Source organism: Streptomyces sp. SCSIO 30461 (assembly GCF_037023745.1).
Classification (GTDB): domain Bacteria; phylum Actinomycetota; class Actinomycetes; order Streptomycetales; family Streptomycetaceae; genus Streptomyces.
The window spans coordinates 2680158-2706309 of record NZ_CP146101.1; the positions used below are offsets into that span (position 1 = coordinate 2680158).

At 70.5% G+C, this 26152-nt stretch carries 19 protein-coding genes; 15 read left to right on the forward strand and 4 right to left on the reverse strand.

The features are described from left to right. Positions 1-158 precede the first annotated feature (158 nt). The gene (locus V1460_RS11755) at positions 159-746 is read left to right on the forward strand and encodes an RDD family protein (protein ID WP_338673689.1); all 588 of its coding nucleotides are present in this window, start codon (positions 159-161) and stop codon (positions 744-746) included. 21 nt (positions 747-767) lie between these two features. Here V1460_RS11755 and V1460_RS11760 read toward each other — a convergent pair whose 3' ends face one another. After that, the gene (locus V1460_RS11760; RefSeq protein ID WP_338673690.1) at positions 768-1172 is read right to left on the reverse strand and encodes a VOC family protein; all 405 of its coding nucleotides are present in this window, start codon (positions 1170-1172) and stop codon (positions 768-770) included. 66 nt (positions 1173-1238) lie between these two features. On the opposite strand from V1460_RS11760, the gene V1460_RS11765 reads away from it, so the two are divergent. From V1460_RS11765 to V1460_RS11775, 3 genes are all read left to right on the forward strand, one after another. Then, positions 1239-1862, forward strand: coding sequence for a nucleoside/nucleotide kinase family protein (locus tag V1460_RS11765; protein WP_338673691.1), 624 nt, complete (start codon positions 1239-1241; stop codon positions 1860-1862). Positions 1863-1974: 112 nt separating this feature from the next. Continuing rightward, positions 1975-2934, forward strand: coding sequence for a hypothetical protein (locus V1460_RS11770; protein ID WP_338673692.1), 960 nt, complete (start codon positions 1975-1977; stop codon positions 2932-2934). Positions 2935-3010: 76 nt separating this feature from the next. Further along, a complete protein-coding gene (locus V1460_RS11775; protein ID WP_407077438.1) occupies positions 3011-3490 on the forward strand; it encodes a GNAT family N-acetyltransferase in 480 nt (159 codons plus the stop codon). A gap of 26 nt (positions 3491-3516) precedes the next feature. On the opposite strand, the gene treZ is transcribed toward V1460_RS11775, so the two are convergent. Further along, positions 3517-5268 carry a malto-oligosyltrehalose trehalohydrolase gene (gene treZ / locus V1460_RS11780; RefSeq protein ID WP_338673693.1) on the reverse strand — a complete coding sequence of 584 codons (1752 nt, stop codon included), beginning with the start codon at positions 5266-5268 and terminating at the stop codon, positions 3517-3519. Between the two features lie 114 nt (positions 5269-5382). Here treZ and V1460_RS11785 point away from each other — a divergent pair, with 114 nt between their 5' ends. The 9 genes from V1460_RS11785 (at position 5383) to V1460_RS11825 (ending at position 18412) form a co-directional block, all read left to right on the forward strand. Continuing rightward, a complete protein-coding gene (locus V1460_RS11785) occupies positions 5383-6756 on the forward strand; it encodes a GH1 family beta-glucosidase (protein ID WP_338673694.1) in 1374 nt (457 codons plus the stop codon). Between the two features lie 64 nt (positions 6757-6820). Further along, positions 6821-7369 (forward strand): DUF1707 and FHA domain-containing protein, encoded by a 549-nt coding sequence (locus V1460_RS11790; protein ID WP_338673695.1) that lies wholly within the window; start codon positions 6821-6823, stop codon positions 7367-7369. 154 nt (positions 7370-7523) lie between these two features. Further along, positions 7524-8363: a universal stress protein gene (locus tag V1460_RS11795; RefSeq protein WP_338673696.1), complete on the forward strand. Its 840-nt coding sequence runs from the start codon at positions 7524-7526 to the stop codon at positions 8361-8363. A 231-nt stretch (positions 8364-8594) separates the two neighbouring features. Beyond that, positions 8595-10685 carry a transketolase gene (gene tkt / locus V1460_RS11800; protein ID WP_338673697.1) on the forward strand — a complete coding sequence of 697 codons (2091 nt, stop codon included), beginning with the start codon at positions 8595-8597 and terminating at the stop codon, positions 10683-10685. Continuing rightward, positions 10682-12385: a glucose-6-phosphate isomerase gene (gene pgi / locus V1460_RS11805; RefSeq protein ID WP_338673698.1), complete on the forward strand. Its 1704-nt coding sequence runs from the start codon at positions 10682-10684 to the stop codon at positions 12383-12385. Before tkt ends, pgi begins: the two co-directional genes overlap by 4 nt. Next, positions 12375-13406: a phosphogluconate dehydrogenase (NAD(+)-dependent, decarboxylating) gene (gene gnd, locus V1460_RS11810; RefSeq protein WP_407077439.1), complete on the forward strand. Its 1032-nt coding sequence runs from the start codon at positions 12375-12377 to the stop codon at positions 13404-13406. Before pgi ends, gnd begins: the two co-directional genes overlap by 11 nt. A gap of 3 nt (positions 13407-13409) precedes the next feature. Beyond that, on the forward strand, positions 13410-14963 hold the full coding sequence (zwf, locus tag V1460_RS11815; RefSeq protein ID WP_338673699.1) for a glucose-6-phosphate dehydrogenase: 1554 nt from the start codon (positions 13410-13412) through the stop codon (positions 14961-14963). A 306-nt stretch (positions 14964-15269) separates the two neighbouring features. Then, the gene (locus tag V1460_RS11820) at positions 15270-16013 is read left to right on the forward strand and encodes a beta-phosphoglucomutase family hydrolase (protein ID WP_338673700.1); all 744 of its coding nucleotides are present in this window, start codon (positions 15270-15272) and stop codon (positions 16011-16013) included. Then, on the forward strand, positions 16010-18412 hold the full coding sequence (locus V1460_RS11825; protein WP_338673701.1) for a glycosyl hydrolase family 65 protein: 2403 nt from the start codon (positions 16010-16012) through the stop codon (positions 18410-18412). The genes V1460_RS11820 and V1460_RS11825 overlap by 4 nt, the downstream gene beginning before the upstream one ends. Before the next feature lie 111 nt (positions 18413-18523). Here V1460_RS11825 and treY read toward each other — a convergent pair whose 3' ends face one another. Further along, positions 18524-20857 carry a malto-oligosyltrehalose synthase gene (gene treY / locus V1460_RS11830; protein WP_338673702.1) on the reverse strand — a complete coding sequence of 778 codons (2334 nt, stop codon included), beginning with the start codon at positions 20855-20857 and terminating at the stop codon, positions 18524-18526. Positions 20858-21655: 798 nt separating this feature from the next. Here treY and V1460_RS11835 point away from each other — a divergent pair. Next, positions 21656-23239, forward strand: a complete 1584-nt coding sequence (locus V1460_RS11835) for an IS1182 family transposase (protein ID WP_338673703.1) — start codon at positions 21656-21658, stop codon at positions 23237-23239. 225 nt (positions 23240-23464) lie between these two features. Then, positions 23465-23602 carry a hypothetical protein gene (locus V1460_RS11840; RefSeq protein WP_338673704.1) on the forward strand — a complete coding sequence of 46 codons (138 nt, stop codon included), beginning with the start codon at positions 23465-23467 and terminating at the stop codon, positions 23600-23602. A 301-nt stretch (positions 23603-23903) separates the two neighbouring features. On the opposite strand, the gene glgX is transcribed toward V1460_RS11840, so the two are convergent. Further along, positions 23904-26024 (reverse strand): glycogen debranching protein GlgX, encoded by a 2121-nt coding sequence (gene glgX, locus V1460_RS11845; protein WP_338673705.1) that lies wholly within the window; start codon positions 26022-26024, stop codon positions 23904-23906. Positions 26025-26152 lie beyond the last annotated feature (128 nt).

Here is a 26152-nt window from a genome sequence, read left to right on the forward strand (position 1 = left end):
CGGGGTGGGACGCGGCAGGAGTCCGATTGGACAAGCGGTCGAACGTACGTCCACGATGTCGGGCGCAGTGCGCGGTACCACAGGGGGAGACCGCTCGGATCGCTTGGTCGTCCCTCCGCCCGGACCGCCGTGTCAGGAACCGACAAAGGGCTTCACCCATGAGCTTTGGCGACCCGAACAACCCCTACTCCCAGCAGCCTCCGCAGGGCGGGCCTGGTCACGGCTATCCGCAGCAGGGCGCTCCCCAGGGCTACCCCCAGCAGCCCCCTGCCTACGGTGCTCAGCAGCCGTACGGCGCGTACCCCGGCATGCCCGGCGGAATGCCCACGCTGGCCCACTGGGGCCGACGTGTCGGTGCCTACCTGCTCGATGCCCTGATCATCGCGGGTCCCATGTACGCGCTCGGATTGATCGACCTCGCCCTCAGCGACGACCCGGCCACGGCCGAGCCCGGTGCCCTCTTCGCGGTCGGCGCTCTGTATGCCGTCGGCATGGCCTTCTTCCAGCTCTACCGGGAAGGCAGCACCGGGCAGACGATCGGCAAGCGCGTCCTCGGGATCAGCCTGCACCGCGAGGCTGATGGGCGCACACTCGGCTTCGGAATGGCGTTCGTCCGCAAACTGGCGCATGTCCTCGACGGACTGCCGTGCTACATCGGCTATCTGTGGCCGCTGTGGGACGGCAAGCACCAGACCTTTGCCGACAAGGTGTGCAGCACCGTCGTCATCAAGGTCCGCAAGCCCTGAGACGTCGCGGCGCCTCGCCGCTCATGCCTCCGCGGGCTGGAGCAGATCCCACCGGTTGCCGTAAAGGTCCTCGAACACCGCAACCGTGCCGTACAGCTCACGGCGGGGCTCCTCCAGGAAGCGCACCCCTGCGGCGACCATCCGGGCGTGGTCGCGGGCGAAGTCGTCGGTGTGCAGGAAGAAGCCCACACGGCCACCGGTCTGCGAACCGACGGCGGCGAGCTGCTCATCGCCCGCCGCCCTGGCGAGCAGCAGATCGCTGCCACCGCCGTCCCCGGGGCGGACGACCACCCAGCGTGAGCCGTTGCCCCGGTCCGTGTCCTCGACGAGCGTGAAACCGAGGGCGTCCCGGTAGTGGGCGATGGCCTCGTCGTAGTCGCGGACGACCAGCGTGACCAGGGCGACACGGCGCCGCTGCGTGGACATGGGTGCTCCTTGCCGAGGATGAGCGGGGAGCGCCCAGTATCCCCGGACGCGGGCACAATGCCTGCCATGGAACCCGCGATCGAACAACTCACCGCCCGGGCCAGGCGCCTGGCCCGGGCCGAAGGGCGCCGGATCCTCGGGATCGCCGGGCCGCCGGGAGCCGGCAAGTCGACGCTCGCCGGGGAGCTGGTGGCGCGACTGGACGGGTCCGCCGTGCTCGTACCCATGGACGGGTTCCATCTGGCGCAGACAGAGCTGGCGCGGCTTGGACTGGCGTACCGCAAGGGCGCGCCCGGCACCTTCGACGCCGCCGGGTACATCGCGCTGCTGGCCCGGCTCAGAGGGGCCGGGGAAGGCGGCACGGTGTACGCGCCCGCATTCCGGCGCGAGATCGAGGAGCCGGTGGCGGGCAGCATCCCGGTCGGGCCGGGCATCCCACTCGTCATCACAGAGGGCAACTACCTGCTCCACGACGAGGGGCCCTGGGCCCGGATCCGCGGCCTGCTGGACGAGGTCTGGTACCTGGAGCTCGACGACCGGCGGCGGTTGCCCCGGTTGGTCGACCGGCATGTGCGCTTCGGCAAGGAGCGCCGTGGCGCCGAGCGCTGGGTAACGGACTCCGACGAGGCCAACGCCCGTCTGATCGCGCACGGCAGGCATCGGGCCCATCTGACCGTACGGATGGACTGAGCGGGGCGGGGCAGGCACGGTACCCGCAGAGCGCGCCCGGCCGGGGGATCGGTAGGCTCGAAACCAGAGCACACGCGGGAAACCGAGTACCACACGATGAGCGGGGGCTGATGTGGGGCTGTTCCGGCGAGGACCCAGGAGAGACGGGGACGACGTGCCCCGCGACGAGGAGTTCGCGTTCTTCTCGGTCGGCGAGGCCGCGCGTTTCCGCGGGCAGGTCCGGGAGGCGTTCGCCGAGCAGGGCCTCGAGGTCACCGTCTATTCCGATGTGGTGACCGACAGCTCCGGCCGCCAGTTCGGACTCGGCAATCTCGCGGCAGTCTGCCACAACGACGACCGCGGCCCCCGAGTGTGGCCCGAGGTGATCCGCGGGCATGTCACCACGGTGCTGCGCACCATGGACGCGCCGTCGGCCCTGGACACCCTGCCACCGGAGCAGATCCGCGCGCAGCTCTACCCGAGGGTCATCGGCTCGGACGGCCTCGATCCCAGCGCCTTCGGCTACGCGCGGCACCTTGCGCCCGGACTGTGTGAGGTCCTCGCTCTCGACCTCCCCGAGAGCGTCATGATGCTCACCGACGAGGCCCTTGAGCCGCTCGGACGGATCGAGGAACTCAGGGAACGCGCGATGGCGAACCTTCGCGGCCTTCCGGTGGAGGGCCATGAGGTGGTCGAGGACGCGGGCGGTATGCGCTTCGACGTGGTTGTCGGCGACTCGTTCTACACCGCCAGCCGGGTCCTCGCGCTCGACACGCTCGCCCACCAGATCAGCGGTCGGCACATCACCGCCGACGGTGCGCTCGTCGCCCTGCCCTTCCGGCACCAGGTCGCGTTCCATGTCATTCGCGACGCCGGCATCATTCCGTCGCTCAACGGCATGGCCGCCTTCGCGGCCTCCGGATACGCCGACACGCCCGGTGCGATCACCCCGTACGTGTATTGGTGGCGCGACGGCACGCTCACCCAGCTCAGCGACCGCACCGAGGACGGCGAGGGACTGCGGATCGTCGTGAACGGCGACTTCCAGGACCTGCTGGAGCGGCTCATCGGCCGGGGCCCCGGAGCGGACTGACCCTCGCCCGGTCGTGCTGCGCCACGCGAGCGGCGCAGCACGCCGGACGGATGCGAAGCACCGGCCCCGTCCGACGGTGGGAACACCCGCGCCGGGCACGCGGATCGCCGCCGTCGGTCCGCAGCGGGCGCATGTGCTCACCGCCGCACAACGGGCGGCCCGGGAGGGGGCGAGGTTCACGGACGAGCGCCCGCACGCGATGGCGGCAGGGCTGCCCTACCAGGACGCCCGGTGTCTGGTCGCGTTCGACGACCACGGCGCCGCCGTGGCGGCGGTGACGGTATGGTCGGCCGGTCCCGGCAGGCCCGGGTTGCTCGAACCGACGGGCGTGCACCGTGAACACCGCCGTCATGGCCACGGTACGGCGATCACCCCCGCCGCGGCGGCCGCACTCCGGGAGCCGGGCGCCCCCGCCGCGGCGGCCGCACTCCGGGAGCCGGGCTCTTCGAGCGCGATCGTCTGCACTCCGAGCTCCGGTGCCGGAGCCGTCGCCGGCTACCGGCCAGCAGGTCGCCGGAAGCTCCCCGAGGCCCGGGACCGTTACCGGGATGCCTGAAGCACGGTCCGGTACCTCCCGGACCCTTACTCGCCCACGAGCACCACACACGACTCGCCCGGCAGTTCCAGCACCCCGTCAGGCCCCGGAGCCCGCACCCCGTTCCACACCGCGAGCACCCCGGCCTCGCCCCCGCCCAGCGGGATCACCGCCGGGGCTTCGCCCAGGTTGACCGCGATCCTGAGGTCCCCGCGCCGGAACACGAACCAGCGCGCCTCCTCGTCGTAGGCGACCCGCACCGCCGCCAGATCAGGGTCCGACAGGTCCGGCTGGGAGCGGCGAAGTGCGATGAGCTCGCGGTACCAGGCCAGCAGCCGGGCGTGCGGCTCCCGGTCGCGCTCGCCGCGGTCCAGGCAGGAGCGTTCCCGCGTCGCCGGTTCCTGCGGGTCCGGGATGTCGTCGGCGGACCAGCCGTGCCCGGTGAACTCCCGCCGCCTGCCCTGCCGTACGGCCTCGGCAAGCTCCGGGTCGGTGTGGTCCGTGAAGTACAGCCAAGGCGTGGACGCCCCCCACTCCTCGCCCATGAACAGCATCGGGGTGAAAGGCGCAGTCAGCACCAGCGCCGCCGCGCACGCGAGCCGCCCGGGGGAGAGCCGCGCGGACAGCCGGTCGCCCATGGCCCGGTTGCCGACCTGGTCATGGGTTTGGATGTACCCCAGAAAGCGGTGTGCCGGAGTGCGGCTCAGTTCCACCGGGCGCCCGTGGGTGCGCCCCCGGAAGGCCGAGTACGTCCCGTCGTGGAAGAACACATGACCGAACGTCTTGGCGAGCGCGGCCAGCGGGGCACGGGCGAAGTCCGCGTAGTAGCCCCGGGACTCGCCCGTCATGGCTGTGTGCAGGGCATGGTGGAAGTCGTCGTTCCACTGGGCGTGCAGCCCGAGCCCGCCCTCCTCGCGCGGTGTGGTCGTCCGCGGATCGCACAGGTCCGACTCGGCGATCAGGAACACCGGCCTGTGCGCGTCGGCGCCGAAGGCGTCCACAGCGGCCGAAAGCTCCTCCAGGAAGGTCAGCGCGCGGTTGTCCACGAGGGCGTGGACGGCGTCCAACCGCAGTCCGTCCACACGGTAGTCACGCAGCCAGGCCAGCGCGCTGCCCACCAGATAGGCGCGCACCTCGTCCGAGCCGGGGGCATCCAGATTGATCGCCGCGCCCCACGGCGTGTGGTGGGTGTCCGTGAGATACGGTCCGAAGGATGGCAGATGGTTGCCTGAGGGCCCCAGATGGTTGTGCACCACGTCCAGGACCACCCCGAGCCCCAGACCGTGCGCCGTGTCGACAAAGCGTTTGAGCGCCATGGGGCCGCCGTACGGCTCGTGTACGGCCCAGGGCGCCACCCCGTCGTACCCCCATCCGTGCACCCCGGGGAACGGGCACACCGGCATCAGCTCCACATGGGTGATGCCGAGTTCCACCAGCTCGGACAGCCGGGCCGCTGCCGCGTCCAGCGTGCCCTCCGTGGTGTACGTGCCCACGTGCAGCTCGTACAGCACCGCGCCCGCCAGGCCGCGGCCCGGCCAGTCGCCGCTGTTCCAGGCGTACGCGTCCGGGGCGACCACAGCGCTCGGCCCGTCGGGGCCGTCGGGCTGGCGCCGCGAACGCGGGTCGGGCAGCAGCGGTCCTTCGTCCAGCAGGAAGCCGTAGCGCGCGCCGTCGGCCGCTTCGGCATCCGCGGACCACCAGCCCCCGCGTCCGGGATCGCGGTCCATCGGTTGCCGCACACCGTCCAGCCACAGCACGACCCGGTCCCGGGCGTGCGGCGCCCACACCTCGAACAGCACTGGCGTATCCCCTGTCGTGTCGGTCCGTCAGTTCCGCATCGGTGGCATTCGCATCCATCCTGACAAGTTCCCGGGTCTGGAGGACGGCTACCCGCCGGTACTAGGGTCCGGGCCATGACATCGCAGCCCGTTCCGCCCGCCGCCGCGCTGCCCTTCTTCCCGCCGGGATTCCTGTGGGGAGCGTCCGCGTCCGCCTTCCAGACCGAGGGGGCCGCCGACGCCGAAGGCAAGGGCCCGTCCGGCTGGGATGCCTTCGCCGCAGAGCCGGGCCGCATCAAGGACGGCGCCGACGCCGCCCGTGGCACCGGCTTCCACGAGCGCTACCGTGAGGATGTCGCCCTCCTCGCCGGGCTCGGCGCCGGTGCCTTCCGCTTCTCCGTCAGTTGGCCCCGGGTGATCCCGGGCGGCGCCGGTGCCGCCAACCCGGCCGGGCTCGGCTTCTACGACCGCCTCGTGGACGAGCTGTGCGCCCACGGCATCACGCCTGCCCCGACCCTCTACCACTGGGACACCCCGCTGCCCCTGGACGATGCGGGCGGCTGGCTGAACCGCGACACCGCCGCACGCTTCGCCGAGTACGCCGCCGCCGTCGCCGAACGGCTGGCCGACCGCGTACCCATGTGGATCACCGTCAACGAGCCCGCCGAGGTCACCCTGCTCGGCTATGCGCTCGGCGAGCACGCTCCCGGAGAACAGCTCCTCTTCGACGCGCTGCCCGCCGCCCACCACCAACTGCTCGCCCACGGCCTCGCCGTGCAGGCCCTGCGTGCGGCGGGCGCAGCGAACATAGGCCTCGCGGTCTCCCACTCACCCGTACACGCCGCGAGCGACAGTGAGGAGGACCGCACCGGCGCGGAGACCTACGACATCCTCACCAACCGGCTCTTCTCCGACCCGCTGCTGACGGGCCGCTACCCCGAAGGCTTCGACGGCCTGATGCCCGGGCCGGTCGCCGAGGACCTCACAGTGATCTCCCAGCCCCTGGACTGGTACGGCATCAACTACTACAGCCCCATGCGGGTCGGCGCCCCGACACCGGACGCCCTCGCCTCGTACTCCGGTCTCGGAATGCCCCAAGGACTGCCCTTCGGGCTCCGCGAGGTCGAGGGCGCGGAGCGTACCCAATTCGGCTGGCCCGTGGTCCCCGACGGACTGCGCGAACTCCTCGTCTCGCTCAGGCACCGCTACGGGGACCGGCTGCCTCCCGTCCACATCACGGAGAACGGATGCTCGTACGACGGCATCGACGACAGCCGCCGCATCGCCTATCTGGACGGACATCTGCGGGCGCTGCACCAGGCGATCGAGGCGGGCGTGGACGTACGCGGCTACTTCGTCTGGTCGCTGACGGACAACATCGAGTGGGTGGAGGGGGCGTCCCAGCGCTTCGGACTGGTCCATGTCGACTACGAGACCTTCGAGCGCACCCCGAAGGCGTCCTACGCGTGGTACCGGGAGCTGATCCGCTCCCAGCGCGCGGGGCGCTGACCGGATCGTCCACCGCACCGCCGCTTCTGGACACCCCGGGGCATCCGGCCCGACAATCGGCTGTGTGACGTCCTCCTTCGAGTTCCAGACATACCTCGCCCGCGTCTCAGACGCGGAACGGGACCGTGCACTGGGCAGACTCCGGGAGGGCGCGGTCCAAGGCAGGCTGTCCCACGACACGTTCGTGCGACGGGTGGAGCTCGCCCTCGTGGCGAGCACCCCCGACGAACTGCGGGCACTCACCGCGGATCTGCGTACCGAGGGCCGGTTGGCCAAGAAGCTGTTCGGCGCGGTCGGCCGGGTCTCCGCGCTCTCCGTTCGACTCGGCCGCGCCTGGCAGGCGGAGAGACTTCCCCCGCTGCTGCTGCCCGAACCCGGACCGTACCCCCTGCGCATCGGCCGCGACCCGTCCAACGGGCTGCGGCTCAGCCATGAGTCCGTCTCCCGGCTGCATGCCGAACTGTCGCTGCGCGGCGGCCTGTGGGTGCTGCGCGACCTCGGCTCCACCAACGGCACCACGGTCAACGACCGGCGGGTGACCGGCTCGGTCGTGGTCCAGGCCGGGGACGTCGTGGGCTTCGGCCGGATGAGCTTCCGCCTCGCGGCGCGCTGAACCTCGCCGGCGCCTGCCCTCGGACCCTGCTCACGTTCCGTGAAGCTCTGAATCGCGGCGCCCGCCGCTCATCGGTAGCTTCGTGATGAGGCGTCCTTGTGCGCGGTGGTCCGTGACGGCGCTGCGCATGTGCCCCGAGGCAAGGAGGACCACCATGTCCCTACCCATCGCTGTGGGAGTGGACGGTTCCGGCGACAGCATGGCGGCCGTGGACTGGGCAGCCGACGAGGCCGCGCTGCGGGGCACGAGCCTGCGCCTGGTGTACGCGTCGCGCTGGGAGGAGCACCGGCTCCAGGGCGTGAGGCCGACGCGGGAGGCGCAGGCCGAGGAGGACCGGAGCCTGCTGACGGCCGCGGAGCAGCGGGCTCGTACCCGCAGCCCCGGGGTCGGCACATCGCCTGAGGAGACCGAGGACGCCCCCGCCAGGCTGCTGGTGGACGTGGGCTCCGACTCGGAGCTGCTGGTGCTCGGGTCGTCCGCGCTCGGCAGCGCCTCCGGGTTCATCGTCGGCTCGGTGGGACAGGAGGTCGTGGCGGACGCCAAGCGCCCTGTGGTGCTGGTCCGGCCGGGCTACGGCGAGGGAGGCCGCCCCGAAGGGGGAGAGGTCGTCGTCGGTCTGGACACCGGACACGGGGACGGGGGTGGCGAGCTGCTGGAGTTCGCCTTCGATTTCGCGGCAAAGCACGACGTCCCGCTGCACATCCTGCACACCTGGCACGCTCCTGCCTTCCATCACCGGGAAGCCGAGGTACGCGGTGAGCGGGAGGCGGAGCTGGCCGCGGCGGTACGCCCCTACCGGGACAAGTTTCCGGGGGTCGAGGTGACCGAGGACGCCACACCGGGCCGTCCGGCCGACCGGCTCGTGGAGGCTGCGGCCGGCGCCTCGCTGGTGGTGGTGGGCCGCCGTGCGGCCAGGGGCTCCCACATCGGTTCCGTAGCGCACGCCGTCCTGCACCACGCCGCCTGCCCGGTAGCCGTCGTACCGCACGTCTGAGTCACCCTGAGCCATGGCCGACGCCGACGCTTCCGGCCTGTTCACCCCTCGCGGGTGAGGACCGGAGCAAGTGCTTCCGGTCAGGCTGGCAAGAGGACCGTCCATGCCGTGCGGTGGGCGGGGAGCGCCCGGACGCGCGTCGCCCGGTGCCCCGCCCGCACCGTATCGCCCAAGCCCGCACCACTCGCCGAGCCCGGGTACCCGCCGTACCTGCCGGAAACGGGAGCGCATATGACCACCCTGGACATCGACCTGGACACGCTGTCGGTCAACACCATCCGCGGCCTGTGCATGGACGCCGTGGAGAAGGCAGCCTCCGGGCACCCGGGCACGCCCATGGGCATCGCGCCCGTGGCGTACACGCTCTGGCAGCGGTACCTGAGGTTCGATCCCGCGGACCCGATCTGGCCCAACCGGGACCGTTTCGTGCTCTCCGAAGGGCACGCCTCCACGCTGCTCTGGTCCCTGCTGCATCTGGCCGGGGTACAGGCGGTCGACCCGGACTACGAGGTACTCGGGCGCCCCGCCGTCACCCTCGACGACCTGAAGTCGTTCCGGCAGTTGGGCTCCCGCTGCCCCGGACACCCCGAATACCGCTGGACCAGCGGCGTGGAGACGACCACCGGGCCGCTGGGGCAGGGTGTCGCCACCTCCGTCGGGATGGCCATGGCGGGTCGCTGGCTGGCCGCCCGCTACAACCGCGACGACTTCACGCTCTTCGACTTCGATGTGTACGCCCTCGCCGGTGACGGCTGCATGATGGAGGGCATCGCCTCCGAGGCGGCGTCCCTCGCCGGACACCAGCAGCTGTCCAACCTGTGCTGGATCTACGACTCCAACCGGGTCACCATCGAGGGCCACACCGGGATCGCCTTCACCGAGGACGTCGCCGCGCGCTTCCTGGCCTACGGCTGGAACGTGACCACCGTCGCCGACGCCAACGACCTGGATGCGGTGGACCGGGCCTTCCACAGCTTCCGTTCCGAGAGCGAGCGGCCCACCCTGATCCTGGTGCACAGCCACATCGGCTACGGCTCGCCGGTCGAGGACTCGCCCAAAGCCCATGGCTCGCCGCTCGGACCCGAAGGCGTACGGTCGGCAAAGCGCTTCCTCGGACTGCCGGAGGACCGCGAGTTCTGGGTCCCCGACGAGGTCCGTGCACGCTTCGAGCAGGGCATCGGCGCCCGGGGCGCCGAGTTGCGCGGCGCCTGGGAACAAAGGTTCGAGGAGTACCGGGCGGCTTGGCCGACACTCGCCGACGAGATCCAGCGCATGCAGCGCCGCGACCTTCCGAACGGCTGGGACAGCAAGCTCCCCGAATTTCCCCCCGACCCCAAGGGGCTGGCCACCCGCGAGTCCTCCGGGCAGGTGCTCAACGCCCTCGCCGAGCGGGTGCCCTGGGTCATCGGCGGGTCCGCGGACCTGGCCCCGTCCACCAAGACCCGGCTCACCTTCGACGGAGCCGGTGACTCCGAGCCGGACGAGCCGTACGGGCGCAATCTCCACCTGGGTGTACGGGAGCACGCCTCGGCCGCCGTGGCCAACGGCATGGCGCTGACGAAGCTGCGGTCGTACTGGTCCGGGTTCCTGATCTTCTCCGACTACGCCAAGGCCGCCATCAGGCTGTCCGCGCTGATGGAGATCCCGGTGGTGCACATCTTCACCCATGACTCCATCGGTGTCGGCGAGGACGGCCCCACCCATCAGCCGGTCGAGCAGATCGCCGGACTGCGGGCGTTGCCGGGTCTCCTGGTGTTCCGCCCTTGCGACGCCAACGAGGTCACCGAGGCATGGCGGCTGATCGCCGGACTGCGCCATGAGCCGGCCGCGCTGGTGCTCTCCCGCCAGGCCCTGCCCACCCTCGACCGCTCCGGGTCCGGCTTCGGCGCCGCGTCCGAAGTCGCCCTGGGCGCCTACGTACTGGCCGACGTGCCGTCGGGCTCGGGCGAGCCCGACGTGATCCTGCTGGCCACCGGCTCGGAGGTGCATCTCGCGCTGTCCGCCCGGGAGGAACTGGCCTCCCACGGCATCCAGGCGCGGGTGGTCAGCATGCCTTGCTGGGAGCTGTTCGACCGTCAGCCCAAGGAGTACCACGACCGAGTGCTGCCACCGCACATCACCGCACGGGTCGGTATCGAGCAGGCGTCGACCTTCGGCTGGGACCGCTATGTCGGCGACGGCGGCGCTCTCATCGGTATGCACACCTTCGGCGCCTCAGCGCCGCTCAAACAGCTGCTGACCAAGTTCGGCTTCACCCCGGAGCGGGTGACCGAGACAGCGCGTGAAGTGCTCGCACGCAGGAAGGAGGCGATGACCCGATGACGGCCACACTGCTCCGCAAGCGCCCCGCATGGCAGGCGCTGGAACGCCACCGCGAGAAGATCGCCGCACGTGATCTGCGGTCGCTGTTCGCCGACGACCCCGTACGCGGCGAGCGGCTGTGCGCCGAGGCGGCCGGGCTGTACCTCGACTACTCCAAGCACCTGGTGACCGACGAGACCATGGGGCTGCTGCTGGACCTTGCCCGCGAGTCCCGCCTCGAACACCACCGGGACGAGATGTTCCGCGGCGATCGCATCAACGTGTCGGAGAACCGGCGCGTACTGCACATCGCCCTGCGGATGCCCCGTGGCAGCTCCCTGACCGTCGACGGCACCGATGTCGTGGCCGAGGTCCACGGAGTGCTGGACCGGATGGCCGCGTTCTCCGAGCGGGTGCGCTCGGGGCAGTGGCGGGGCGCGACCGGGAAGCCGATCCGCAATGTCGTCAACATCGGCATCGGAGGGTCCGATCTCGGCCCGGTGATGGCGTACGAGGCGCTGCGCCACTACACCAGCCGGGACATGACGTTCCGTTTCGTCTCCAACGTCGACTCCACCGACCTCGTGGAGGCGCTGCACGACCTGTCACCCGACGAGACCCTGTTCATCGTCTCGTCGAAGACCTTCGGCACCCTGGAGACCCTCACCAACGCCCATTCGGCACGGGACTGGCTGGTGGGCCGGCTCGGTGAGGAGGCCGTCGCCCGACACTTCGCGGCCGTGTCCACCAACGCGGCACGGGTCGCCGCCTTCGGTATCGACACCGACAACATGTTCGGCTTCTGGGACTGGGTCGGCGGGCGCTACTCGATGGATTCGGCCATCGGCCTGTCCACCATGCTGGCCATCGGCCCCGAGGCGTTCCGTGAGATGCTCGCCGGCTTCCACGACATGGACGAGCACTTCCGCACCGCTCCGCTGGAGCGGAACCTGCCCGTGCTGATGGGCTTGCTGGCGGTCTGGTACGCGGACTTCTTCGGTGCCCAGACGGTCGGCGTGATGCCGTACGAGCAGTATCTGAGCCGCTTCCCCGCCTATCTCCAGCAGCTCACCATGGAGTCCAACGGCAAGCATGTCACCCTCGGTGGCGAGCGGGTGGACTACGACACCGGGCCGGTCTACTGGGGCGAGCCGGGCACCAATGGCCAGCACAGCTTCTACCAGCTGATGCACCAGGGCACCCGGCTGATCCCGGTCGACCTGATCGGCTTCGGCAAGAGCCTCAACCCGCTGGGCGACCACCACGACATCCTGTCCTCCAACATCTTCGCCCAGGCCCAGGCGCTCGCCTTCGGCCGCACCGAGGAGGAGGTCCGTGCCGAGGGCACCGCCCCCGAGGTCGTGCCGCACCGGGTGATGGAGGGCAACCGGCCGTCCACCGTGCTACTGGCGGAGAAGCTCACACCCCGGGTGCTGGGCCGGCTGGTCGCGCTCTACGAGCACAACGTGTTCACGCAGGGCACCGTCTGGAACATCGACTCCTTCGACCAGTGGGGCGTCGAGCTCGGCAAGGTCCTGGCGGCCGAGATCATCCCGGAACTCACCGCCGAACGGGAGCCGGAACTGCACCACGACTCGTCCACCAACGCACTCATCCGCCACTACCGCGCCCTCAAGAACGGCCACGGAAGCGGCCGCCCGAACGGGCACGGGAACGGGCATCGGAACGGTCACGAGAACGGGGTCGGCCATGACCACTGACACACCCATGCAACTCGGCATGATCGGACTCGGCCGGATGGGCGCCAACCTGGTGCGGCGGCTGATGCGCGACGGCCATCACTGCGTCGTCTTCGACCTGGACACCAAGGCCGTCAAGGAGCTCGAAGGCGAGGGCGCCACCGCGGCCACCTCCCTCCAGGACTTCGTCGGCAAGCTGGAACAGCCACGCAACATCTGGTTGATGCTTCCGGCCGGTGTGGTGCAGAAGACGCTGGACGAACTCGCCGGGCTGCTCGCCAGCGGCGACACCGTCGTCGACGGTGGCAACTCGTACTACCGCGACGACATGGCCCGGGCCCAGGAGCTGGCCCCACGAGGCATCCACTACGTCGACTGCGGTACCTCCGGCGGCGTCTGGGGCCTGGAACGCGGCTACTGCCTGATGATCGGCGGCGACGACGAGGCCGTGGCACGGCTTGACCCGATCTTCCGCACCATCGCCCCGGGCAAGGGACTGGCCGAGCCGACACCAGGCCGAACCCGCACCGACGGCACCGCGCCCGACGGCTATCTGCACTGCGGACCCAATGGGGCGGGCCACTTCGTGAAGATGGTCCACAACGGCGTGGAGTACGGGATGATGGCCGCCATCGCCGAGGGCCTCAGCATCATCAAGCACGCGGACGCCGGACTCACCAGCCGCACCGTCGACGCCGAGACGGCCCCGCTGCGCGAGCCCGAGGCCTACCCGTACACGATCGACGTGGGCGAAGTCGCCGAGGTGTGGCGGCGTGGCTCGGTTGTCGGCTCCTGGCTGGTCGACCTGGTCGCCGACGCACTGGCCCGCTCGCCGGGGCTCGACCAGTTCGCGGGACGGGTCTCCGACTCCGGCGAGGGCCGCTGGACGGTGCTGGCGGCGGTGGACGAGAGCGTGCCGGCGCCGGTGATCTCCGCGGCGCTGATCCAGCGCTACGAGTCGCGCGGGCTCGGCGAGTTCACCGACAAGGCGCTCTCGGCGATGCGTGGCGAGTTCGGCGGTCACGCCGAGAAGGCGGGGTGAGTGATGTCCGGTCCGGCACACACACAGGAAGAGCACCAGGCCGCGGGCCAGGCGGCCGGGGGGAAGGAGGGCGGGTCGGCGAACGAGACGACGGCCGACCAGCCCGAGAACCGTTCGGCGAGCGGCCTCCAGGTACCCGAGGACCATGTCATCGTGCTGTTCGGCGCCACCGGCGACCTGGCCAAGCGCAAGCTGCTGCCCGGTCTGTTCCACCTCGCCAAGGCCGGGCTGATGCCGACCCGCTACCGCATCGTCGGCACCGCCCCCTCCCAGGCTGCGCTCAGCGACGACGAGTTCCGCAAACACGCACGCGAGGCGGTGGCCGAGTTCGGCAGCTCCAAGCCCGAGGGCGAGGACTGGCACCGGTTCGAGGACACCCTGAGCTTCGGCGCGGAGGACCCCGACGATCCGACACCGCTGCTCGCGGCCGTCAGGAACGCCGAGCAGGCCATCGGGGGATCCCCGCGGCGCCTGTTCCATCTCGCCGTGCCACCGAAGGCATTTCCGTCCGTCATCGAGGTGCTGGGCAAGACCGGTCTCGCCGAGAACGGACGGGTCATCGTGGAGAAGCCGTTCGGAACCGACCTGGCATCGGCCCAGGCCCTGAACGCCACCATCCACTCCGTCTTCGACGAGTCCCGGGTGTTCCGCATCGACCACTTCCTCGGCAAGGAGTCGGTCGACAACATCCTCGCGCTGCGGTTCGCCAACGGCTTCCTGGAGCCGGTCTGGAACCGCGACCACATCAGCCATGTGCAGATCGACGTGCCCGAGAAGCTCAGTATCGAGGGCCGCGCGCAGTTCTTCGAGGGCACCGGCACGTTCCGGGACATGATCGTCACCCATCTCTTCCAGCTGCTCGGCTTCGTGGCGATGGAACCCCCCACCAGCCTCACCGCCAAGGCACTGCGCGACGAGAAGACCAAGGTCTTCGAGACCATGCGGCCACTGGACCCGGAGCATGTCGTCCGCGGCCAGTACGAGGGCTACCGCGACGAGCCCGGGGTGGACCCCCAGTCCGACACCGAGACGTTCGTCGCCCTGCGCGTGGAGCTCGACAACTGGCGGTGGGCCGGAGTGCCGTTCTATCTGCGCTCGGGCAAGTCGCTTGCCGAGGGCCGGCATGTCGTCACCCTCGGGTTCCGCGAACCGGCGCTGCGGATGTTCCCGATCGGCGCCCGCCACTTCGCGGGCGAGCGCCGCAACAACGAGCTGTTGATCGACTTCGCCGACCCCGGCCGGGTCGGCATCCGCTTCCTGGTGAAGGAGCCGGGACCCGCGATGCGCCTGGACGAGGCGGAGATGGTGTTCGACTACGCCGACTCCTTCAACTCGATGTACGCACTCGAAGGCTATGAGCGCCTCATCCTGGACGCGATGCTCGGCGACCAGTCGCTGTTCACCCGCGCCGATGGGATCGAGCGCCTGTGGGCGGCGTCCGCTCCGCTCCTGGAGCACCCCCGCCCGGTGGAGACGTACTCCCCGGGCTCCTGGGGACCCGAGAGCATCGACCGGCTGATCGAGCCGTACCACTGGAGCCTGCCGGACCACCGCTGACGGTCCGACCGCGCCGAGCCGCCGGGGTGTCCACCGCCCGCCCCGGCGGTGAGGGCGCCTTATCCCTGCTGTGTGCGAGTGGGGGAGAACGTCTCCCGGACCGCGTCGAAGTACCTGCGGATTCGGGGACCGGCGGACCGCAACGGACCGAAGCGGTGCGCCCGGGGTCGTACCCGCGACCCCGGGCACACCGCCCCCGCCGCGGACCGCCGGTTTCCCCGAGGGAGCCCACCGGCGGGCGAGTGCCGCAGCCGACGCCGCGCGTGATCCACCGGAGACCACGGGACAGCCCTTAGCCTCGGATGCATGCTCGGTCTACCGGATCACGTTCGCACCTGTCTGTTCGACCTCGACGGTGTGCTCACCCGTACCGCGAAGGTGCACGCCGCCGCGTGGAAGGAGATGTTCGACGACTATCTGCGTACCCGCGCCGAGCGGGAGGGCGTGCCCTTCGAGCCGTTCGACGCCGTCCGCGACTACGACCAGTACGTGGACGGACTGCCCCGTGAGGACGGCGTCCGCACCTTCCTGGCCTCGCGCGGAATCGAACTGGCCGAGGGCACGCCGGACGACGGCCCCGACAAGGAGACCGTGAACGGTCTGGGCACCCGCAAGAACGGGATGGTGCTGCGTCGTATCCACGAACAGGGCGTCGAGGCGTACGAGGGCTCGGTGGCCTACGTACGCGCCGCCCGGGACGCCGGTCTGCACCGCGCGGTGGTCTCCTCCAGCGCCAACTGCCGCGATGTGCTGATCGCCGCCGGCATCGAGGACCTGTTCGAGGAACGTATCGACGGGATCATCGTCCGGGAGCGGCACCTGCGTGGCAAACCCGCCCCCGACACCTATCTGACCGCCGCCCGCGCCTTCGGCGTCGAGCCTGCGGCAGCGGCCGTCTTCGAGGATGCCCTGGCGGGTGTGGAGGCAGGGCGGGCGGGGGGCTTCGGCTTCGTCGTGGGGGTCGACCGGACCGGCCAGGCCGAGGAGCTGGGGCGGCACGGAGCGAACATCGTCGTGGAGGACCTCTCCGAACTGCTGGAGTCGCGTTGATCACCCACTCGGCCTTCGCGGTCGAACCCTGGTGCCTGCGCGAGACCGAGCTGGACCTCGACCTGATCGCCCAGAGCGAGTCGGTGTTCGCCCTGTCCAACGGCCATATCGGCTGGCGCGGCAATCTGGACGAGGGGGAGCCGCACGGACTCCCCGGCTCGTATCTCAACGGTGTGCACGAGCTGCATCCGCTGCCCTACGCGGAGGCCGGATACGGCTATCCCGAGTCCGGCCAGACACTGATCAACATCACCGACGGAAAGATCATCCGTCTGCTGGTGGACGACCACCCCTGCGATCTGCGGTACGGCGAGCTCACCTCGCATGAACGGGTCCTGGACTTCCGTACCGGAGTGCTCTACCGCACCGCCGAGTGGACCACGCCCGCCGGGCGTGCCGTACGCATCACCTCGCAGCGACTGGTGTCCTTCACCCAGCGGGCCATCGCCGCGGTGGCCTACGAAGTGGAGGTGCTCAACGGCAAGTCCACCGTCGCCGTCCAGTCGGAACTCATCGCCAACGAGGCGATCCCGCAGGACACCGGCGATCCGCGGGTCGCCGCGGCGATCGACTCCCCGCTGGAGTCGGAAGAGGACTTCGCTTGCGACACCCGGCTGCGGCTGGTGCACCGGACCAGGAACAGCTGCCAGCGGGTGGCCGCCGGCGCCGATCACATCATCGAGGGCCCCGAGGGGACGAGTTGGTCCGCGGGCAGCGAACCGGACGTCAGCAGACTCACGGTCACCGCCACGCTGGCCCCCGGCACTCGGCTGCGGCTGGTGAAGTTCGTGGGGTACGGCTGGTCGGCGGAGCGCTCGCTGACCGCGCTCCAGGACCAGGTGCACGCCGCCGTGGCCGCGGCCCGCAGCACTGGCTGGGACGGGCTGCTCGCCGAACAGCGCGCCTATCTGGACCACTTCTGGTCCTGCGCGGATGTCGAGGTGGACGGCGACGCGCAGATCCAGCAGGCGGTGCGCTTCGCCCTCTTCCATGTGCTCCAGGCCGCCGCGCGCGGGGAGGAGCGGGCGATCCCGGCCAAGGGCCTGACCGGCACCGGCTACGACGGGCACTCCTTCTGGGACGTGGAGTCCTTCGTGCTGCCGATGCTGACCTACACGGCACCCCAGTCCGTCGCCCCCGTGCTGGCGTGGCGCCACGCCACCCTGCCCGCTGCCCGGGACCGGGCACATCAGCTCGGCTTCCAGGGAGCCGCGTTCCCCTGGCGGACCATCACCGGCGCCGAGTGCTCCGCCTACTGGCCCGCGGGCACCGCCGCGTTCCACATCAACGCCGACATCGCCTACGCCGTGGCCCGCTATGTGAACGCCACCGGTGACGAGGTGTTCGAGCGTGGGCCGGGACTCGAGCTGCTGGTGCACACCGCCCGGCTCTGGCGCTCGCTCGGCCACCACGACGCGGAAGGGGTCTTCCACATCGACGGGGTCACCGGCCCCGACGAGTACAGCGCCATCGCCCGCGACAACCTGTACACCAATCTGATGGCGCGGCGGAACCTGCGGTTCGCTGCCGAGGCGGCTACCCTGCATCCCGACCGTGCCGAGGAACTGGGCGTGGACGAGGAGGAGACGGCCGCCTGGCGGGATGCCGCCGCCCGGATGGCCGTGCCGTACAACGACACGCTCGGGGTGCACGAGCAGTCGGCGGGTTTCACCCGCTTCCAGCGCTGGGACTTCGAGTCGACGGGCCCCGAGCAGTATCCGCTGATGCTGCACTTCCCCTACTTCGACCTCTACCGCAAGCAGGTGGTCAAGCAGGCGGACCTGGTGTTCGCCATGGCGACCTGCGGCGACGACTTCACGGCTGAGCAGAAAGCGCACAACTTCGCCTACTACGAGGCGCTGACCGTGCGGGACTCCTCGCTCTCGGCCTGCTGCCAGGCCGTGCTGGCCGCTGAGACCGGACATCTGCGGCTGGCCTACGACTACCTGGGCGAAGCCGCCCTGATGGACCTGGAGAACCTGGAGCACAACACCCGCGACGGACTGCACATCGCGTCCCTCGCGGGGACCTGGATGGCCCTGGTGATCGGCTTCGGCGGGCTGCGCCACCACCACACCGCGGGGGAGGGCAAGCCGGGCTGTCTCGGATTCGCGCCGAGACTGCCGGAGGCGCTGACCGGTGTGAAGTTCACGGTCCTCATCCGCGGTCGTGCCTTGCGGGTGGACATCCGGCACTCCGGGGCGCACTACACCCTGACGGAGGGGGAGCCGCTCACGTTGCTGCACCATGGTGAGCTGTTCACCGTGAAGGCCGGTGAGCCGATGCGGCTGCCGCTGCCGCCGGCGCCGGTCCAGCCGGAGCCGCAGCAGCCCAAGGGGCGCCGCCCGGCCGACCGGATGGGCGGAATGGAGGCCGTCGGCGGGGAGGCGGGCGGCTGAGCGAAGGCGGGGGCCGAGACTCGGAGGCGGGGTTCGAGCGGAGCCGGGCCGTGGACTTCCCCAAGGAGGAAGTCCACGGCTGCCCCGCCCGCCGCATGCCTACCGCCCGGATCAGCTCCCCGCGATCCGCTCCAGCAGAGCCACCGGCCGATCGGCGAACAGCTCCTCCAGGGATACGCCGTCTTCTCCGCCTACGGCGAACTCCCGTCCAGGACTGAGCAGATCGGCCCACCGGCCCTCCGGAATCGCTAGCGACGTGCCGCCCCAGCCACCCGCCGCGTCCAGCCTCAGCGAGAGCCGGGTCACCGCCGTCACCACCTCGCCCGCGCGGCCGAACGCCAGACAGTGCTCCGCCGCCGGTCCGGTGGCCGCCAGGGCCGTGTAGCCGCCCGATACGCCGAACACCTCGGGCCGCCGGCGCCGCAGCGCCAGCGCCGCACGCGTCAGCTCCGCCTTCTCGTCCGGTGGCCGCTCCCGGAACGGCTCCCGGTTGTCCGGGTCGACCAGGGCCAGATACCGGTGCTCGGTGCCCTGGTACAGCTCGGGCACCCCCGGCATGGTGAGCTGCACCAGCGCCGAGCCCAGGGCGTTCGCCCGGACGTGCTCGTCCAGTCCCCGAGTGAACACCGCCAGGGAGTGCAACGGCGGCCCGGCGGGGCCCGCTGCCACGAACTCCTCCACCGCGCGCTCGTACCCGGGATCGGGCTCGGTCCAGCTGGTGTGCAGCCCCGCCTCCCGAGCGGACTTCAGCAGGGCGGGCCCGATCCGGTCCTCACGCGGGATGCCCAGGCCGAAAGCCGTCTGCCAGCCCACCCACGCCATCTGGCGATCCGGCGCGGCCACCGGCGACAACTCGGTCGCCAGCAACTGCTGCCAGCGCTCCGGGCACTGGGAGAGCACCGCGATCCTGGCCCGTACGTCCGCGCTGCGCTTGGTGTCATGGGTGGACAGCACCGTGCCCGTGGCGGGCCAGTCCCGGGCGATCCGGACACAGTGGGCATGGAAGTCCCCGGGGGACACCGCCGGGTGCTCCGGGTCCCCGCCGACCTCGTTGGCGGACAGCAGGGGCACGTACCGGTAGAAGGCGGTGTCCTCGACGGACTTGGCGCGCAGCGCGGACGAGGTCTGGGCGAACCGGGCCCGGAACGCCGACTGCTCGGGGCCGTCCCCGGTCCGCCCGGAGCCCAGCGCCAGATCCCGCACCACGTCCACGGCGTCCGCCTCCTCGGGGACCGTGAACACGGCCTTGGCGCGCAGCGCCAGGTCGGCCGTGAGCACCCCGTCGCCACCGGTTCGGTAGGTCCGGTAGACCGGCATGCGTACCAGCAGCTCCCGGATCGCCGTACGCAGCGCCCACGGCGCGTGGTCGCGCAGGCCGGGGTCCGCGGCGCACACCCGCTCAGCCAGCCTGGCGAGTGCCTCCGTCTCCGCCACCAGCTCGTGGATCAGCACCTTGTAGGCGGCGCGGCGGGCCGTGGCGCCCCAGTAGCCGCCCCGGTCTCCCGCGGGTGCGGCGAAGTCCCGGTAGACACGCAGCAGTTCGCCGCACCCGTCCGCGTCGGTGAACACCCCGTCGATCCGGTGCAGCGCGTCGTAGCCGGTCGTCCCGGCGACCGGCCATGACGACGGCAGCCGTTCGGGACCGGTGAGGATCTTCTCCACCACGGTCCAGCAGCCGCCGCTCGCCTCGTTCAGACGGACCAGATACCCCTCCGGGTCGGCGAGCCCGTCCGGATGGTCGATCCGCAGTCCGTCGACCACACCGTCCCGCACGAGTTCGAGGATCTTGGCGTGGGTGGCGCCGAACACCTCCGGGTCCTCGACCCGGACCCCGATCAGTTCGGAAATGGTGAAGAAGCGCCGGTAGTTGAGCTCGGTGCGGGCCAGGCGCCACCAGCCGAGCCGGTACCACTGGGCGTCCAGAAGTTCCGGCAGCGGCAGGCCCTCGGTGCCCTCACGCAGCGGGAAGCGGTGCTCGTCCCCGTAGCGCAGCTCCCCTGCCCGGACCCGCAGCGCGCCGAGTTCGTCCCCGAGCCGCCCGGCCAGCACCGGCAGCAGCACCTTGCCGCCGCCGGCGTACCAGTCGATGTCGAACCAGCGTGCGTACGGTGATTCCGGCCCCTCGCGCAGGGTCTCCCACAGGGGCCTGTTGTGCCGCGGCGATGCCGCCATGTGGTTGGGCACGATATCGAGCACCAGCCCCAGGCCGTGCTCGCGCGCGGTGGCGGCCAGTGACCGAAGTCCCTGCTCACCCCCCAGTTCCTCCCGCACCCGGGAGTGGTCCACGACGTCGTAGCCGTGCTCCGAGCCCGGCACCGCCTCCAGCACCGGTGACAGGTGCAGATGGGAGATGCCGAGGCCGGCGAGATAGGGCACTGCTTCCTCGGCGGCCCTGAAGGGGAAGGCGGGCTGCAACTGGAGCCGGTAGGTGGCGGTGGGCGTCATGCGAACGTACGTACCCGCATCGGCGCGGTCTGTGACATCCCGCGTGGCGGGGGTCGGCCGAAGCCGGACACGTTCACCTGATACGACCAAAGAACCGTTCGTGTGTGCTGAGGAGCTGTTCCTGAGTCCTGTATGAGGAAAGCTCTGTGGATCGGTGCGTGGCTCTGGTCGCCTTGGTCGCTGGCGGGGGCGCGGTTGGTCGGGGGCGTCACCTGTTTGCGTGCGCGTCTGTGCGGGGTGGGGTGGTGGGGGGTGTTGAGAATCGGACGGGTCGCCGAGCCATGCGTGGCCTCCGGGTCGTTCGGGCGGCCCCGCGGGTGTGTCGTGTCCGAGCCGGCGGTGGCCGTACGGCGGGGTGCCGGGTCGCCGCCTGTCGGCCTTCCGCTTCTCGTTTGGGGGATTGTGTGACAGTCTGTCATATTTCTGGGCGGGGCGGTGACTCCGCTCTCCCGCCACCACCGTCGGGGCTCTCCTCGTCGCGGTCGCGGTTGCCGCGGTGGGGACGGGCCGGGCTCTTCCGAGGCCTAGGGCGTGTTGCGAAAGTCCCTCCTGACCCGCGACGTCTGGGACGCACGCTCGCTGCGTTGTCGGAGTCATCCACGTACGTCCGGTACGAGGATGATCCTCCGCTTTGCGATCGCACGCACCAGACGCCGCAGGCCCCGCCCTGCGGGCGGGCGGAGCTACTTTCGCAACACGCCCTAGGTGACTGGTGTTAATCGTGTGAGCTCGCGCTGGGTCTTCGTCCTGTGTCAGGCTGCGGGGTGTTGGTCGCTGGGTGTGGGGAGAGGTTGAGCGATGGCAGTGGGCCGGACTCCGATGCAGCCGGGGTTGCTCTCCTCCACAGTGGGTTTCTGCGAGGGTCGGCTGGCGCCGAACTCGATCTACGCGGTGCTGCACCGCGAGTGCCGGGCGTTGTTCCCCGATGAGATGTTCGCCGATCTGTTCGCCGAGGACGGCCGCAGGTCGGTGCCGCCGATGATCGTGGCGGTCGTGATGGTCCTGCAGCGTCTGGAGGGTTTGTCCGATCGCGAGGCGGTCGAGCGGTTCGCGTTCGATGTGCGCTGGAAGTACGCCGCCGGCGGGCTGGACTTCGACCATCCGGGGTTCGTGCACACCGTGCTGGTCGACATGCGGGCGAGGCTTGCCGCTTCCGCCCGGCCGAACCGGATCTTCGAGCGGACGGTAGAGGTTGCTGCACAGGCCGGACTGGTCGGCCGCAGGAGGGTGCTGGACTCGGCACCGATCTATGACGCGGTGGCCACGCAGGACACCATCACGCTGATCCGTTCGGCCATCCGCGGCCTGCTGCGGGCGGCCGATCACGTGCTGCGGGCCGAGCTGCGGGCGGTGATCTCCAGCGGGGACGCCTACACCAGCACGGACAAGCCGGTCATCGACTGGACGGACGCGGCCGAGCGGGAAGCCCTCATCGATTCGCGGGCCCGTGACGGGTTCGCGCTGCTGACCGTGCTGGACGGCCGGGCCGTGCCCGGGGATGTGGGCCAGGCCGCGCGGTTGCTGGCCACCGTGCTGGGCCAGGACCTGGAGCAGGACGGGGGCGTCTTCAAGATCGCCCGCAAGGTGGCCGCGGACCGGGTCATCTCCACGGTTGATCCCGAGGCCCGGCACGGCCACAAGACCGTCCGCCGGTCCTTCGACGGTTACAAGGGTCATGTGGCCGAGGAACCCGACAGCGAGGTCATCACCGCGACCGAGGTCACGGCGGGCAACGCCGGCGATGCCGAGCCCGCCGCCGACCTGCTCGCCGACGTTCTCCAACCACCTGCCGCCGAGCAGGCAGACCAGGCGCGGGCCGAAGTCTACGGCGACGCCGCTTACGGGACCGGGCCGCTGCTGGCCGAGCTGGACGACGCGGGCGCCCGGGTGATGGTCAAGGTGCAGGCGGCCAACGCGCCCGGTGGGCGGTTCTCCAAGGACGCCTTCACCATCGATCTGGAGGCAGGGCAGGTCACCTGCCCGAACCAGATGACCGCCGCGATCCGCCCGAAGTCTGATGGCGGTGGGGCGGCCTGCTTCAAGACCGCCTGCGCCGCCTGCCCCCTTGCGGCGCAGTGCACTACCGCCAGGAACGGACGCGTCATCACCATCGGCCCTCACGAAGAACACCTGGCCCGGGGCCGGGCTCGCAGTGCGGACCCCGTCTGGCTGGCCGCCTACCGGGCCACCCGCCCCAAGGTCGAACGCAAGATCGCCCACCTGATGCGGCGGCGACACGGCGGACGCCGCGCCCGGGTGCGGGGCCGGGCCAAGATCGCCGCCGACTTCTCCTTGCTGGCCGCCGCCGTCAACGTCGCGCGGCTCGGCGTGCTCGGAATCATGTCCACAGGCAGTGACAAGTGGGCGGTCGCCGCCGGCTGACCGTCCCGAGGGCGCCCTGGACCATGCAAACGACCCGCACGCGGCCGTGCCAAGCCCTCAACAGCCCCCACGACGGCCACGAACCGCCCACACGCCGCCCGACCACCAGCCAGCAACCACGACCCTGACACCCCCAACGGCGACACCGCACGCCCAGGACGACCCGCTTAACACCAGTCACCTAGTGGCCGGACTGGTCCTGGTGGCCGGTCTGACCCTGCCCACGTGTCTGCGCGGCCCGCGCACGCCGTCCCGCCCGGCACCTACGCCTACGTCGCCAACACCGGCGACGGTACGGTGTCGGTGATCCAGGCCCCGACAACACCGTCGTGGACGCCGTCACCGTCGGCAGCAACCCGGTAGCGGTGGCGATCGCGGTGGTGCCCGCACCGGCGCTGAAGCTGGTGAACGTCGCGACCGGCGGGAAGTTCACCCGCGGCGGCCAGGGCAGTGTTCGGGCACCTCGCACGCTGGGCGAAGGCCGGTGTCCTGAAACGCCCGTCGTCAGACCGAGGCGCCGCACCCTTTCCCCGCAGCCGCCTGAGGACCCCCACGCCGGTGCCGCTCGGAACGGCGACCACCGACGCCCGATCGAACGGCAAACAGGAGCACTGCCGGCTTCAGATCGCCGTGAGCTGTGAAAAGAGGATGTGACACAGCTTCTTCAGGCCGGGCGGCGCAGCACCACCAGGCTCCGCCCGATCATCCGCACCCGCTCGCCGGCCGCCACCTTCGGCCCCTGCCCCGGTGGCACCCCGTCCGGTCGTGCGGTGTCCACCAGCACTTGCCACTGTCGGCCGTGGTTGACCGGCACCGCGAAGTCCAGGTCGCCGCCGCTCGCGTTGAACATCAGCAGGAACGAGTCGTCCGAGATGCGCTCACCCCGCGGCCCGGGCTCGGAGATCGCGTGACCGTTGAGGAACACCGTCAGCGCCCGCGCATGGGCAGCCTGCCAGTCCCGGTGAGTCATCTCCACCCCGTCCGGGGTGAACCAGGCGATGTCGGAGAGCTCGTCATGGGTGCCCTCCACGGGCCGCCCGTGGAAAAAGCGTCTGCGCCGGAACACCTGGTGGTCGCGGCGCAGCCACACCATCGCCCGGGTGAAGGCCAGCAGCGAGCCCGGCTCCTCCTCTGTCGACGAGGGCCAGTGCACCCAGGAGAGTTCGGAGTCCTGGCAGTAGGCGTTGTTGTTGCCCCACTGGGTGCGGCCGAACTCGTCGCCGTGGCTGAGCATGGGTACGCCCTGGGACAGCATCAGAGTGGCGATGAAGTTGCGCATCTGGCGGCTCCGCAGCTCCACCACACCGGGATCGTCGGAGTCGCCCTCCGCGCCGCAGTTCCACGAGCGGTTGTGGTTCTCCCCGTCCCGGTTGCCCTCGCCGTTGGCCTCGTTGTGCTTCTCGTCGTACGAGACCAGGTCCCGCAGGGTGAACCCGTCATGGCAGGTCACGAAGTTGACGGAGGCGATCGGACGCCGGCCGTCGCTCTGGTAGAGGTCGGACGATCCGGTGAGCCGGGAGGCGAACTCGGCCAGCGTGCGCGGCTGTCCGCGCCACAGATCGCGCACGGTGTCCCGGTACATGCCGTTCCACTCGGTCCACAGCGGCGGGAAGTTGCCCACCTGGTATCCGCCCTCGCCGACGTCCCAGGGCTCGGCGATCAGCTTCACCTGGCTGACCACCGGGTCCTGCTGCACCAGGTCGAAGAACGAGGACAGTCGGTCCACCTCGTGGAACTGCCGGGCCAGGGTCGCCGCGAGATCGAAGCGGAAGCCGTCCACATGCATCTCGGTCACCCAGTAGCGCAGTGAATCCATGATCAGCTGGAGCACGTGGGGGGAGCGCATCAGCAGGGAGTTGCCGGTGCCGGTGGTGTCCGTGTAGTAGCGCTTGTCCTCGGACAGCCGGTAATACGAAGCGTTGTCGAGGCCCCGGAACGACAGGGTGGGGCCCAGATGGTTGCCTTCCGCGGTGTGGTTGTAGACCACGTCGAGGATCACCTCGATGCCCGCTTGGTGCAGCGCCCGGACCGCCGACTTGAACTCCAGCACCTGTTGACCGCGGTCGCCCCAGGAGGCGTAGCTGTTGTGAGGGGCGAAGAATCCGATGGTGTTGTAACCCCAGTAGTTGCTCAGCCCCGAGTCCGCGAGTCGGTTGTCGTTCACGAACTGATGTACCGGCATCAACTCCAGTGCGGTGATACCCAGTTCGGTGAGGTGCGAGATCACCGCCGGATGGGCGAGCCCCGCGTAGGTGCCGCGGAGCTCGGACGGCAGCGCCGGGTGCAGTATCGTCAGGCCCTTCACATGGGCCTCGTAGATGACGGTGCGGTGGTAGTCCGTACGCGGCGGGCGGTCGTCACCCCAGTCGAAGTACGGATTGACGACGACGGAGGCCATCGTGTGGGGAGCGGAGTCGAGGTCGTTGCGCGAGTCGGGGCGGCCGAAATGGTAGCCGTACACCGACTCGCCCCAGTCGATCCGTCCGCTCATCGCCCGTGCGTAGGGATCGAGCAGCAGTTTGGCGGAGTTGCACCGCTGCCCCCGCTCCGGCGCGTACGGTCCGTGCACCCGGAAGCCGTACCGCTGCCCCGGCATCACGCCCGGCAGATAGGCGTGGCGCACGAACGCGTCGGTCTCACGGAGTTCCACCGCCGTCTCCGAGCCGTCGTCGTGCAGCAGACACAGCTCGATACGGTGCGCGGCCTCCGAATAGACCGCGAAGTTGGTGCCGGCGCCGTCGTAGGTGGCGCCGAGGGGATACGCCTGTCCCGGCCAGACCTGCATAGATGCGACTCTTCCACTTCTGATCCGGGTGCGGGGGACCACTTCGGGCAGATCCTCCCCGAAAGTGGGGCGAGCTCCTAGGACTTACCGCGGTGCTACCGGGTGACCATCTCTCAAGAGCGGGTAAA